The sequence below is a fragment of the Clavibacter sp. AC415 genome (genome assembly GCF_979252985.1).
In genome coordinates, this window is sequence record NZ_CEEDAR010000004.1 from 79911 (window position 1) to 92614 (window position 12704).

9 protein-coding genes and 1 pseudogene are annotated in these 12704 nt (G+C 72.1%); 5 read left to right on the plus strand and 5 right to left on the minus strand.

Features of this window, described 5'->3' with window-relative positions; translation table 11 throughout:
- Window positions 1–122 precede the first annotated feature (122 nt).
- The 3 genes from ACZ411_RS01255 to ACZ411_RS01265 all read left to right on the plus strand — a co-directional run bounded on the left by ACZ411_RS01255 (window position 123) and on the right by ACZ411_RS01265 (window position 2834).
- The gene (locus tag ACZ411_RS01255; RefSeq protein WP_464167915.1) at window positions 123–1493 is read left to right on the plus strand and encodes an O-antigen ligase family protein; all 1371 of its coding nucleotides are present in this window, start codon (window positions 123–125) and stop codon (window positions 1491–1493) included.
- Window positions 1494–1541: 48 nt separating this feature from the next.
- Complete coding sequence (locus ACZ411_RS01260) at window positions 1542–2114, plus strand: hypothetical protein (RefSeq protein WP_464167917.1); 573 nt, start codon at window positions 1542–1544, stop codon at window positions 2112–2114.
- A gap of 312 nt (window positions 2115–2426) precedes the next feature.
- On the plus strand, window positions 2427–2834 hold the full coding sequence (locus tag ACZ411_RS01265) for a hypothetical protein (protein WP_464167919.1): 408 nt from the start codon (window positions 2427–2429) through the stop codon (window positions 2832–2834).
- 27 nt (window positions 2835–2861) lie between these two features.
- Here the strand turns inward: ACZ411_RS01265 and ACZ411_RS01270 are convergent, their stop codons facing one another.
- The 5 genes and pseudogenes from ACZ411_RS01270 to ACZ411_RS01290 all read right to left on the minus strand — a co-directional run bounded on the left by ACZ411_RS01270 (window position 2862) and on the right by ACZ411_RS01290 (window position 9557).
- Entirely contained in the window at window positions 2862–3188 is a 327-nt protein-coding gene (locus ACZ411_RS01270; protein WP_464167921.1) for a GtrA family protein, read from the minus strand.
- A 297-nt stretch (window positions 3189–3485) separates the two neighbouring features.
- Window positions 3486–5324 (minus strand): hypothetical protein, encoded by a 1839-nt coding sequence (locus tag ACZ411_RS01275; protein ID WP_464167923.1) that lies wholly within the window; start codon window positions 5322–5324, stop codon window positions 3486–3488.
- 135 nt (window positions 5325–5459) lie between these two features.
- Entirely contained in the window at window positions 5460–7478 is a 2019-nt protein-coding gene (locus ACZ411_RS01280; RefSeq protein ID WP_094115378.1) for a glycosyltransferase, read from the minus strand.
- On the minus strand, window positions 7478–8641 hold the full coding sequence (gene glf, locus ACZ411_RS01285) for a UDP-galactopyranose mutase (protein ID WP_094115377.1): 1164 nt from the start codon (window positions 8639–8641) through the stop codon (window positions 7478–7480). The genes ACZ411_RS01280 and glf overlap by 1 nt, the downstream gene beginning before the upstream one ends.
- 66 nt (window positions 8642–8707) lie before the next feature.
- Window positions 8708–9557, minus strand: a pseudogene (locus tag ACZ411_RS01290) (glycosyltransferase).
- 181 nt (window positions 9558–9738) lie between these two features.
- On the opposite strand from ACZ411_RS01290, the gene ACZ411_RS01295 reads away from it, so the two are divergent.
- Window positions 9739–11589, plus strand: coding sequence for a hypothetical protein (locus tag ACZ411_RS01295; RefSeq protein WP_464167926.1), 1851 nt, complete (start codon window positions 9739–9741; stop codon window positions 11587–11589).
- 89 nt (window positions 11590–11678) lie between these two features.
- Window positions 11679–12677: a glycosyltransferase family 2 protein gene (locus tag ACZ411_RS01300; RefSeq protein ID WP_464167928.1), complete on the plus strand. Its 999-nt coding sequence runs from the start codon at window positions 11679–11681 to the stop codon at window positions 12675–12677.
- Window positions 12678–12704 lie beyond the last annotated feature (27 nt).

The window sequence follows — 12704 nt, forward strand, 5'->3', positions numbered from 1 at the left end:
GCTTCCCTCAGACGGCGGGACGCACGGCCGGACCCGGATACCCTGATGGGCATGCCCACCGCCAGCCGCCGAGCCCTCCGGGATTCGCGACCGCCGTCCTCGTCACCACCTTCGCGGGTGACATGTGGCGGAACGGCCTCAGCTGGTGGGGGTTCGGCGCCATCGCCCTCGCGATCCTGATCACGAGCTGCACCCTCATCGTGCGGTCGCGGCCGCTCCCGCGCCTCCGCGTGCTGCCCGTCCCGCTGATCGCCTTCACCGGGCTCGCGGTGCTGTCCATCGCGTGGTCGGGGTACCGGCCGGAGTCGGCGATCGGCGTCGTCATCCAGCTGTCCACGTCCATCGCCGCGGTGACGCTCGTCCTCCTGCTCTCGTGGGCCGAGATCGTGCAGGCGCTCGGGCGGGCGCTGCGCATCATCCTCGGTCTGTCGCTCGCGTTCGAGCTGCTCGTCGCGGTCGTGGTGCGGCAGCCGGTCATGCCCTTCTTCACCGACTACGGTCCCGATGCGCCGGCGGCCTTCGCCTGGACCCGCGGGGAGCTGCTGAGCGGGGGCCGCATCCAGGGGGTGGTGGGCAACGCGAACCTCCTCGCCATGGTCGCCCTGCTGGCCCTCGTCGTCGTCGCGCTGCAGCTCGCCGCCCGCACCCTGCCCCGCCGCCGAGCGGTCACGTGGATCGTCGTGGCGCTGGCGACCCTGGCCCTCACCGGCAGCTCCACCGTCCTCGTCGCGCTCGTCATGACGGGCGTCGTCGCCGCGCTCGCCCTTCTCGCCCGCCGCGTGGGACTCCGCGGCCGGCTCGTGCTCGCCGCCGGCGTGATCGTCGCCGCGGTCGGCGCAGCGGTCGTCGTCGCGACGCGGACGGCGGACGTCTTCGAGCTCCTCGGGCGGTCGCCCGACCTCACGGGCCGCTTCGAGATCTGGGAGTCGGTCCTCGGCCTCTGGCAGCAGCACCCCGTCCTCGGCTGGGGCTGGATCGGCTACTGGGCGCCGTGGGTCCACCCCTTCGAGGGCCTCGCCGTCCGCAGCGGCGTGACCTACCTCCAGGCGCACGACGCCTACCTCGACGTCCTCATGCAGCTCGGCGTGGTGGGGCTCCTCGTCTTCGCCTGCCTCGTCGTCACCACGTACGTCCGCTCCTGGTGGGCGGCCATCGACCGCCCCCAGCACCGGCGGGACCGCGTGGAGCCCTACACCGCGCTCGCGCTCGCGCCCCTGCTCCTCATGACCGCGCTGGTCGTGCAGAGCCTCGCCGAGAGCCGCCTCCTCTACGAGGGCAACTGGCTGCTCCTCGTCGTCATCGCCATCGCCACCCGCTCCGGCATGGTGGCGCGCGAGGACGTCCCCGGCCCCGTCGACTCGCGCCGCCGTGACGCTCCGGCCCGTCCGGGTGCCGCCGCGGCGTCATCCGCGGTGCCGTCGACCGCCGCGGCGTCGCCCGTCGGCGCCGCACCCGCCCCGTCCATCGCGACCGCCGATCCCGGCGTCGCCTGAGCCGCGCGGCCGACCGGTGCACCGCCTCCCCTCCGCGACGCCCCGCGCATGACCCTCCCCGCCCGCCTCCCCCTGCCCGAGCGCCTACCCGACCTCCTCGGATCGGCGCGCTTCTCGGCGGCGCTCACCCAGTGCATCCTCGGGACGGCGGTCCTCGCGCACGCGCTCCGCTCCACGATGGGCTGGGCGGGGCTCGCCGCCGTCGTGACGGCGCTCGTGGCGATGGCCGCCGGATCGCTCGCGGCGAAGCGGGGCGACTGGGAGTGGCGGGGGCTCCTCCCGATCTCGCTGCTCGTCCTGGTGGGCTGGTGCGCGGCGACCCTGCTGTGGACGGCCTCCCGGTCGGATGCGGTCGGCGGGTGCTGTACCTCACCGCCTCCGCCTTCCTCGCCGTGTACGTGGGCGTCGTCCGCGATCTCATCCAGATCGTGCGGGCCGCCGGCGACGTCCTGCGGCTGGTCCTCGTGTCCTCCCTCGCCCTCGAGGTGCTGGCGGGCCTCCTCATCGACGGCCCCATCCCGTTCCTCGGGATCCGCGGCGCGCTCGAGCGCCTGGGACCGATCCAGGGCCTCCTCGGCGAGCGCAACGCGCTCGGGATCGTGGCCCTGGTCGCCGCCGTGACCTTCGCCGTGGAGCTGATCACCCGCTCCGTCTCCCGCGGCCGCGGCGTGTTCTCGATCGCCGTCGCCCTCCTCGTGGCGTCCCTCACGCGCTCGTCGGTGATCCTCGGCACGTTCCTCGTGCTCGCCGTCGCCGCCCTCGCGATCCTCGGCCTCCGGCACCTCGCCCGGCAGGCGCGTCCGCTCGCGAACAGCGCGGTCCTGGTGCTCGCGGCCGTCGTCGCGGTCCTCGTCGTGGCGTTCCGCTCCCCCGTGCTCCAGGTGCTGCAGGCCCGCCCCGACTACCTGCAGCGCGTCGGCGGTCTGGCGGGAGATGCTCCGCCTCATCGACCTCAACACCATCGAGGGGTGGGGGTTCGTCGGCTCCTGGCCCCTGGACGCCTACCCCTACACGGCGCTCGACCTGGTCAGCCGCGGCGCGCAGGAGAGCGGGCGCAACGCCTACCTCGACCTGTACCTGCAGGCCGGGCTCGTGGGCCTCGCCCTGTTCGCGGTGTTCGGCGCCCTCGCGCTCGGGCGCTCCTGGGTGCTGGCGACCACGAAGCGCGGGGTCGGCTACGTCTGGACGGCGCTCGTGCTGGTCGTGCTGCTCGTGTCCTCGCTCGCCGAGAGCGCGACGCTCGTGGAGTGGGGCTGGGTCCTGCTCGTGATCTGCGCGGTCAAGGCCGCGCAGGGCCGCAGCTGGCGGCACGGGCTGCCGGAGGAGCACCGGCCCGGCTGATCCGCGAGAGGCGGGACGCGGGACGCGTCAGCGCACGGCCTCGTCGCGCGGGCGGCGGAACGAGAAGAACTTGTGGCCGGTGTAGGTGGCGACCGTGATCACGATGGTCACGAGCACCTGGGCGACGATCGGCTCCAGGGGCGTCGTCTCGACGACCAGCGGGAGCAGCAGCATGTTCGCGAAGAGGGGCATGAGGTTGACGAGCGTGTAGCGCGAGAAGTCGGGCACCAGGTTGCCGCTCACCTTGAACACCAGCTTGCGATGGAGCGTGAAGGCGATGGGCAGCTGCACCGCCCAGGCGATGACGAGGACGATCGGGTACGGGATCGCGTGCCCCCACAGAAGGTAGAACATGGCGAACCACGCCGTGCCGAGGACGGTGTTGAAGCCGCCGACGAGCAGGAGACGCGACGCGCTCGTCCTTGATCAGCCGGAGCAGGATGCCGGGCCGGGGCGCCGGTGCCTCCTCGCGGGATGCGTCGACTCCGTCCGCGTGCTGGTCCGATTCGCTCTCCTCACCGCGCCGGCGGGCGTCGCGGACAGCCGACGGGCCGCCCCGCTCGGACCGGTGCGGCCCCCACTGTATCCGCTGGCCGCTGGACGACCTGCCGCGGCACCCGCCCGCCGACCGACGACGGGTGCCGTCGGGCGTCAGTACGCGGCGCCCACGGGGATGCGGGCGAGGGCGGGTCCGCCCAGCGTCGTGATGGTCGGCGAGGTCGTGCCCGCCAACGCCACCAGCCGATCCCACGAGGAGACGGGCCGAGCCTGCCCGCCCTGCAGGAGGTAGACGGTGGCCGCCGAGGCGCCCCGGACGAAGACGGAGCCGGCGACGGAGCCCGACGCCCGGTCGAGGGTGCGACACGTGGACGCGGAGAGGTCGGTCACGGGGAGCCCCGTGGACCCGGGCGTCGACAGCGTGACGACCCGGCCCTGGGTCGCCAGCGAGGTGACCCCGGCGCAGCGGACGAGGAGGGAGAGGTCGCCCGCAGCCCGCCGATACCCGTCCATGGTCGCCGGCGCCACCGTGGCGAAGGAGCGTCCGAGACCCAGCTCCGCGGTGACCGCGAAGTCCGGCACGCGCGTCTTCCGGTCGAGGCCGTCCACCAGGTACACGTCGGCGCTGTTCGACGCCTTGGCGAGCGTGCCCGGCTCGAGCGCCGCGTGACCGGTGGTGTACAGGGCACCGACGGCGCTCCGCATCGTCGCCACGAACGGCGAGCGCCCCTCGTTGAGCGCGAGCAGCGCAGCCCAGGTCGAGATGGGGTGCTTGACGCCGCCGCTCAGGAGGTAGGTGATCGGGCTGCCCGGCAGGACGAAGAAGGCGCTCATCTCCCCCGCGTCGGGCAGCGCACGGAGCTGGCCGGGGTCGAGGTCCACCGCGTCGCCGCAGCCGTAGCCGTAGGTCGCGACGAGGTCGCACGAGCCGAACCGGTGCCGCCGGTCGGACTGCACGAGGCCGACGGAGCCGGAGACGGGATCGCGCACGAGCTCCGAGGCCGGGACGCCCGAGGGGAGCGCGTCGACGTAGGAGCGGGACACGGTGCTGATGCCGCCCAGGGCCGAGAGCGCCCGGTAGACGGAGAGGTCGGGCACGCGGTGCTTCTGGCCGCGGCTGACCAGGTAGACGGTGGCGTCCGTCGCCGTCTTGACGAAGGAGGAGACCGGGCCGTCGCTCGTGCTGCCGAACCAGTCGGTGTAGAGGCGCCAGAAGTTGCGGTTGCCGTACGAGGAGCAGGAGTCGCCCGTCGCGTAGAGGTTGCGCAGGGCCGCCGCGTTCGGCTGGTACGGCGTGTAGATGTACAGGCCGGCTGTCGCCTGGTTGCGGATGGTCACCTGCGAGGAACCGCAGTCGGCGTTCGGGTGCCAGAGGACGCGGTCGCTGCGGCCGGCCTGGTAGTTCCATCGGGTGGGATTCGCCTGGTAGGCCTTGAACTGGTGCGCCGCGTTGTAGACCTGGTTGAAGAAGCCGTAGTAGAGCGAGTCGCAGGCCGCCGTGTCCGGGCAGCCGTAGCCCGTCGCGCTCCGGTACTGGCGTGCGCTGGGGGTGCTGTCGGTGACGAGGCCCTGCTCCTTCTCCAGGAGCACGAGGAGCGCCGCCTGGCTGATGCCGCAGGCGCGACCGACCCAGTAGACGATGTCCGCGCCGGTGAGCCGCGACGCCTGGAGGCTGGAGCACCTGCTGTCGGCCGCGCGTGCCGGGATGCTCTCGACGTAGTCGCGGAGGCACACGTAGCCGGAGGCGCAGCTCGGTACCCGTTCGCGCAGGAAGCGCTGGACGTCGCCCTGCGACATCGCGTCGCCGTCGTAGAACTTGGCGTCGCTGATGATCATGCCGGGATCGAAGTCGCTCCCGGTCGCGGCCCCCGCGGGTTCCGCCCCCTGCCCCACCACGCCCGTGCCGATCAGGCCGACGCCGAGCGCCACCGCCCAGACGGCCAGGCAGGCGATGAGCCTGGATCCTCGGCGCGCGCGCCTGCTGTGGTCCACCCCGTCGTCGGCCAATGCATCCCCTTGCGTCCCCGTGCAGTCCTGTGATTCTCACATGTCGACGAGGCGCCCTCCCGCCGCGATGCGGCGAGAGGGCGCCTCCCTCGATGGTCTGCGGCGGATCGCCGGCGACGACTAGCGCGCCCGGCGGCCTGCCGGCGGCTGGTCGACGCCGAAGGTGCGCGCCCAGGCCTCGGGGCTCGTGACGGTGGGCAGCGCCGCGCGGTACGCCGCCTTCAGCTGAGGCCAGCGCGCGAGGATGCGCCACCGGAGGACGATGCTCGTCCACAGCATGCGGCGGAACATCGCGGGGTCGCGACGGTGCAGGAGCGCGGCGGAGCCCTCGGCGTTGGAGACCAGCACGCTGTCGAACGACGGGACCACCCACCAGCGGGCGTCCTCGAAGGACAGGTGCGCCTCCGGGCCGCGGCTCGCCGCCGGGCTGATCGGCGAGAGCGCGTGACGGGCGACCGTCCGGGCCAGCCACACCATGCGCGCGAGCCCGGCGGGCGCTCCGCCTCCACGCCGACGCTGGGGCTTTTCGGCGGCGACGATCTCGGGGAGGGACGCGCGATCCCGGATCGGCACGCCGTCCGAGAAGCCCTGCGCGAGCTCGCGGGTGCGGGCGAGCCGGGTCACCATGTCCTGGTGCAGGCCGCGGGGCCCCCGGAGGATGTTCCGGTACGCCTCGTGCCGGGCGGCCAGCGCGAAGTACTGCATGGAGACGAGGTGCCGGACGTCGGTGGCGAGGTTCGCCGTGAGGAAGCGCCCGCCGCGCTCGTAGGGCGAGTGCAGCAGCGCCGCGATGAGCCGGTTGCGCGCGTGGAAGAACGCCTGCCAGTCCTGCGAGTCGTCCTTGTCGACCCACGAGACGTGCCACACGGCCGCGCCCGGCAGCGTGACGGTCGGCACGCCGACCTCCCGTGCCCGGAGCGCGTACTCGGCGTCGTCCCACTTGATGAAGACCGGCAGCGAGAGGCCGATCCGCTTGATGGTGGAGACGGGGATGAGGCACATCCACCACCCGTTGTACTCGGCGTCGACGCGGCGGTGCATCCAGCGCGTCTGGCGGAGGTTCGAGGCGCTGAAGTCGTGGCGCGTCGGCGTGACCGGGCCCCACATGAAGTTGTGCATGTCGAAGCCCTCGGCGTACGCGTGGAGCTTGCTCTTGTCGTACATGTCGAACATGTGGCCGCCGACGATGGTGGGCGTCCGGGCGTAGTCCGCGAACTTGACCGCGCGTCGGATGCTCTCGGGCTCGAGCGTGATGTCGTCGTCCATGACGAGGACGTAGTCGCTCGCGCCCTCCTTGAGGGTCTCGTACATGCCCCGCGAGAACCCGCCGGAGCCGCCGAGGTTCGCCTGGTCGATGACGCGGAGCTTCTCGCCGAGGAGCTCCTGCGCCCGCGGGAACGCGGGCTGGTCGGCGACCTTCTGGGTGCCCTGGTCGGTGACGTAGACGTGGTCGAGGAGCGCGGCCACGTCGGGCTTGCCGCCGATGTCGGTGAGGAGCTTCACGCAGTACTCGGCCCGGTTGAGGGTCGTGATCGCGATGCTGACGGACCCGGCGGCACCCGCGGTCGGCTCCGTCCCCGCGGGGGCGTACCAGCCGGCCTCGACGAGCGCGAAGTCCGCCTCCTCGCCCATGAGGTCGAACCAGTACCAGCCGCCATCGGCGAAGTAGGTGAAGGGGAGCTCGAAGCGCGAGGTGGTGGGACCGGAGACGGCGGCGCCGTCGACCTTCTGGATCACGCCGCGGGCGTTCGAGCGGTAGACGATGACCTGGCCCTCGCCGCTGGTCTCGACCTCGAGGACGACGCCGTCGAGCGTCGTGCTCGCCCGCCAGTAGGAGGCGGGGAAGGCGTTGAAGTACGTGCCGAAGGACACCTTGCGGCGGTGGGGCACCTGGAAGCCCCGGTCGCCCGTGATGGCGCTGATGATGCCCATGTCGCTGAGACGGACGACGGCGGTGCTCGCGTCCGGCTCGACCACGCGGAGCGAGGACCGGCGGCGCTTCTCCGGCGCGACGGGGATGCTCGTCCAGTAGTCCGCGTCCACGTAGAGCGGGACGATGTCCGGGTCGTGCTCGGACGGCAGGATGACGCGCTGGATCAGGTCGAGCCCGGCGGGTGCGCCCGCGAGGTCGGCGGCCATCAGGAGGCGTCCTTCGCGAGGACGGGCTTCAGCTTGTTCTCGTACATCGAGAGGGCCGCGCCGATGGCCATGTGCATGTCGAGGTACTGGTACGTGCCGAGGCGGCCGCCGAAGAAGACGCCCTCCTCCTGCTTGGCGAGCTCGCGGTACTTGAGCAGCCCCTCGCGGTCGGCCGCGGTGTTGACCGGGTAGTACGGCTCGTCGTCGCCCTCGGCGAAGCGCGAGTACTCGCGCATGATCACCGTCTTGTCGGCCGGCGCCTCCCGCTCGGGGTGGAAGTGGCGGAACTCGTGGATGCGCGTGTACGGCACGTCGGAGTCGGCGTAGTTCATGACGGGCGTGCCCTGGAAGTCGCCGACCGGGAGCACCTCGCGCTCGAAGTCGAGCGTGCGCCACGACAGCGCGCCCTCCGAGTAGCCGAAGTACCGGTCGATGGCGCCCGTGTAGACGACGGGGACCCGGCCCACGACCGAGGCCCGGTTGACCTCCTGCGTCTCGTCGAAGAAGTCGGTCTCGAGGCGCACCTCGATGTTCGGGTGGTCCGCCATGCGCTCGAGCCAGGCGGTGTAGCCCTCGACGGGCAGGCCCTCGTGCGTGTCGTTGAAGTAGCGGTTGTCGTACGTGTAGCGCACGGGGAGGCGGCTGATGACCTCGGCGGGCAGGTCCGTGGGATCCGTCTGCCACTGCTTGGCGGTGTAGTCGCGGATGAACGCCTCGTAGAGCGGACGCCCGATGAGGGAGACGCCCTTCTCCTCGAGGTTCCGGGCCTCCCCGGCGTCGAGCTCGGCGGCCTGCTCCGCGATGAGGTCGCGCGCGGCCTGCGGCCCGTGCGCCGAGCGGAAGAACTGGTTGATGGTGCCCAGGTTGATCGGCAGGGGGAACACCTCGCCGCGGTGCTCCGTGTACACGCGGTGCACGTAGGGCGTGAACTCCGTGAAGCGGTTGACGTACTCCCACACGGTCTCGTTGGAGGTGTGGAAGAGGTGGGCGCCGTAGCGGTGCACCTCGATCCCCGTCTCCGGGTCCTTCTCGCTGTACGCGTTGCCGCCGATGTGGTCGCGACGGTCGATGACGAGGACCTTGAGGCCCAGCTCCTCGGCGACGCGCTCCGCGATCGTGAGTCCGAAGAAACCGGATCCGACCACTACGAGATCAGGGCTCATGGCACATTCCTTTGCTGGGTGGCGCCCGTCGGGCGCTCGAGGGGACTGGTCAAGGGTAACGGGGGTTCAGCCGCGGGCCCGCGAGGCGGTCCGGTCGCGCGTGATGAGCCGGCGGTACAGGCCGCGCCGCACGGCCTCCGGGATCAGGCGGTAGCTGCCGCGGACGGCCACGTTGCGGAGCGCCTGCGCGAGGGACGTGAACCGGCGGCGGCGGAACTCCTCGCTGCAGGAGCAGCTCCGCGCGCAGCTGCGCGACGCCGCCGCGCCGGGCGTACGCCCCGGCGCTGACGCGGTACATGACGAGGGGGTCCGGCAGGTTGTCCACCCGGGCACCGGACTGGATCATGCGGGCGAAGAGGTAGTAGTCCTCCATGAGCCCGATGGGGAGTACCTGCCCGCGCGCTGCACCGCGGCGCGGCGGTACACCACCGTCGGGTGGTTGAACGGGTCGTGGAAGCGCGCGTAGCGGGAGATCGCGTCGGCTCCGACCGGAGGGGTGCGCCGGCCCGCGATGGTGCCGACCTCGTCCGCGAACTCGTACATCCCCGTGCCGACGAGGTCGAGGCCGCTGGAGATGAGCTCCAGCTGGCGCGCGAAGCGCTCCGGGAGGCTGATGTCGTCCGCGTCCATCCGTGCGACCACGTCGTGCGCGCACGCCTCGAGCCCGCGCTCCAGGGCGTAGGCGAGGCCCATGTTGCGGGCGAGCTCGACGGTCACGACGGGGACGGGCGAGGCGTCGGCGCAGCTCCGCCATCGTGCGCGCGAGCTCCGCGGACACCGGCCCGTCTCGGACGACGACGACCTCGTCCGGCCGCAGCGTCTGGTCGTCCACGCTGCTGCGGAACGCACGGCGGAGGAACTCGGGACGATCGCCGCGGTACACGGGGAGGAGGAGCGAGAAGGCCTCGGTGGGCATGCGCGTCCCCTCTGCTGCCTGCGCAGCCTCACGTCCGTTGGATCGACGGGCCCGGCCGCGTGGGCCGCGGGCGTCGAGCGGCCCAGTGTACCCGGGGCGCGACGGGGAACCGACGGAGGCGTTCCCACGCCATGCGAGGAGCCCACGGGGGCCCGATGCCCGGCTGATAGCATCAGCGCCCGTGCCCTCCCCCGCCTCCCCGCCCCGGATCGATGCGCGGAGGCCTCCGGGGCCGTTGACGTCGACGGCCGCCGTAGCGGTCGCGGTCCTCCTCTTCCTCCTCACCCAGGTCGGGATGCTCGTGCATCGGACGGGCGACGTCGTCCGCACGTTCCGCGACTACTTCGTCTACGACCAGCTGTCGTACCTCTCCATGGTCGTCAACTTCGCCCGTGGCGACTTCGCGTCCGTCGAGCCGTTCACCGAGACCGGGCGCAACACCTACCCGCACCTCTACTACCTTGTGCTCGGCGCCGTCGGGCACGTCACGGGCCTCGGACCCGTCGAGGCGTGGAACGTCGTGGGCACCGCGCTGCAGGCGGCCCTCGTCGCCGCCATCGGGATCGCTTGCATCCGCGTGACGGGTCGCGCCTGGACCGGCGTCCTCGGCTTCGCGCCGCTGCTCGTCGGGACCTTCGCGTGGACGCAGGGGCCGGGCGCGTGGTACTGGCAGATGAGCTCCCACGCGGTGCTGTGGGGACCGTTCGGCGTGCTGTTCACCCTCAACGGCGAGGCTGCCGCGCTCTCCGTCGCCGGCATCGCGTTCCTCGGGGCGCTCGTGCCCTTCCTCCGCGGCTCGTCGCGCCGCGCCCGCCTGATCGCGATGACGGCGGTCGCCGTCGTCCTGGGCGGGCTGCTCAACGTGCACGTCTACTCGTTCCTGGCAACCGTGTTCCTCGCGTCCTACGTCGTCGCGGCGTACGCCGTTCTGGAGCGCCCCCGTCGCCGCCTCCTCGTGCTGTCCGCCGTGATGGTGCCGGCCTCGCTCGCGCTCGCGGTCGTCGTCGCGTCCGCCGTCGGGCCGCTGCCCGCGTTCGTGGTCGGGCTCCTCCCCACCGTGCCGGGGCTGCTGGCCACCATCGGGCGCACCCGCGGCCGTGCCCTGGTGCCCATGGGCGCCGCGCTCGCCGCGACGCTCCCCCAGCTCATCGCGACCGCGCTCGCCGCGGCGGCCGACGATCCGTTCCTCTCCTACCGCGTCGCGTCGAGCAAGGACCTGGGCGTGGACCTGCCCCTCGGTCCCCTCGCCGGGGCCGCGCTCATCGTGCCGCTCGTCGTCATCCTCGTCGCGGGCATCCGCGCCCGCCGCACGGTGTGGACCGCCTACGCCGGCGGCGCGATGCTCACCTGGGCGATCACGTCGACCAACGACCTCTGGAAGGCGAACCAGGAGCCGTACCGTCTGTGGATCGACTCGTTCCTGCTCATCGCCGTGACGATCGTGCCGGTGCTGCTCGACGTGGCCGTGCGCACCCTCGCCCCTCGCGGTGACGTCGGCGTCCGCCCCGACGCCCGCACCCCGGCGGTCGCGCGATCCCGGGACGCCCGAAGGAGCCGCACGGTCGTCTCCGTCTGCGCGCTGCTCATCGTCGCCGTGGGCGTCACGAGCGCGATCGACTGGGTGCGCTTCTTCGGCGCAGGCCGGGACCTGCGTCAGATCACGTTCGCCGTCCCCGTGGACCGAGCGGTAGCCGACGTCACCGCGGGCGCGGCCGACGGGCTCATCGCGGTCGGACCGTGCCTCGACCCGCAGATCGTCAAGGTCGACGCAGGTCGCGCCATCGCCCACTACAACCTCGGGATGGCATGGCCGGCGGACCGCGAGGCGGTCGACCGCGTGCGCGCATCCGCCGCGGAGGGCCGCATCGACGTCGAGGCTGCACGGCAGGCGGGGGTGACGTGGCTCGTGGCGGACTCCGCGTGCACGGCCGGGGCCGACCCGGCATCCGATCCCGGCCTCGTCGAGACCGACGGGGTCGTCTACGACGATGCGACGGGCGACCGCGCCGTCCTGTACCGCATCGCCGGATGACTCGGGGCCGGTCGATAAGCTCGTCCACGGCCCGACCGACGCCTCCCGCGACCCGGGACCGAGACCGAGAACCGAGGATTGAACCGACCGTGACTCCCACGCCCGCCCGCCCGCTCGTCAGCTTCGTCCTCCCCTCGTACAACGAGGCGGGCAGCGTCGACCTCTTCTACCGCACCCTCGTCGACACGGTCGAGGAGGCCGACCTGGACGTCGACATGGAGCTCATCTACGTCAACGACGGCTCCCGGGACGACACGCTGCAGAAGCTCCTGGCCATCGCCGCCGAGGACGACCGCGTCCAGGTCATCGACTTCTCCCGCAACTTCGGTCATCAGATCGCCGTCACGGCTGGCCTCGACCACGCCCGCGGGGACGCAGCGGTCATCATGGACACGGACCTGCAGGATCCCCCGCGCGTCGCCGTGGAACTCATCCGCACCTGGCGCGAGGGCTACAACGTCGTCTACGCGCAGCGCCGGACACGCAAGGACACCTTCTTCAAGAAGGTGACGGCCGACGTCTTCTACCGGGTCCTCCAGCTGGTCGCCGAGATCGAGATCCCGCGGAACACGGGTGACTTCCGGCTCATCGACCGCAAGGTCATCGACGCGATCCGCCGCTTCCCCGAGCGCAACCGCTTCCTGCGCGGGATGGTGTCGTACGTCGGGTTCCGGCAGACGAGCGTCCAGTTCGACCGCGACGAGCGTCACGCCGGCGAGACCGGCTATCCGCTGCGGAAGATGCTCAAGTTCGCCGCCGACGGCATCCTCGGCTTCTCCACGTTCCCGCTCAAGCTCATCCAGCTCGTGGGCTGGATCGTCTCCGCGATCAGCGCGCTCCTGGTCGTCTACGTGCTGATCAGCCGCCTCGTCGCTCCCGAGAACACGGTGCCGGGCTGGACGTTCACGGTCATCGCCATCCTCTTCGTGGGCGGTGTCCAGATCATCATGCTGAGCGTGCTCGGGAGCTACCTCGGGCGCGTCTACGACGAGGTGCAGAACCGTCCGCTCTACCTGATCGACACCCACCACGGTGCGCGACCGCATCAGAAGACGGTGGCCGTCGATCCGCTGCGCCCGGAGGTGTGAGAACCACGTCCGGGGCGGCAGGCCCGC

Coding starts and splice junctions, on each gene's coding strand:
- ACZ411_RS01270 (WP_464167921.1), bottom strand. CDS start 3,188: ATGTTCTACCTTCTGTGGGGGCACGCGATCCCGTACCCGATCGTCCTC.
- glf (WP_094115377.1), bottom strand. CDS start 8,641: ATGAGCCCTGATCTCGTAGTGGTCGGATCCGGTTTCTTCGGACTCACG.
- ACZ411_RS01260 (WP_464167917.1), top strand. CDS start 1,542: ATGACCCTCCCCGCCCGCCTCCCCCTGCCCGAGCGCCTACCCGACCTC.
- ACZ411_RS01280 (WP_094115378.1), bottom strand. CDS start 7,478: ATGGCCGCCGACCTCGCGGGCGCACCCGCCGGGCTCGACCTGATCCAG.
- ACZ411_RS01265 (WP_464167919.1), top strand. CDS start 2,427: ATGCTCCGCCTCATCGACCTCAACACCATCGAGGGGTGGGGGTTCGTC.
- ACZ411_RS01255 (WP_464167915.1), top strand. CDS start 123: ATGTGGCGGAACGGCCTCAGCTGGTGGGGGTTCGGCGCCATCGCCCTC.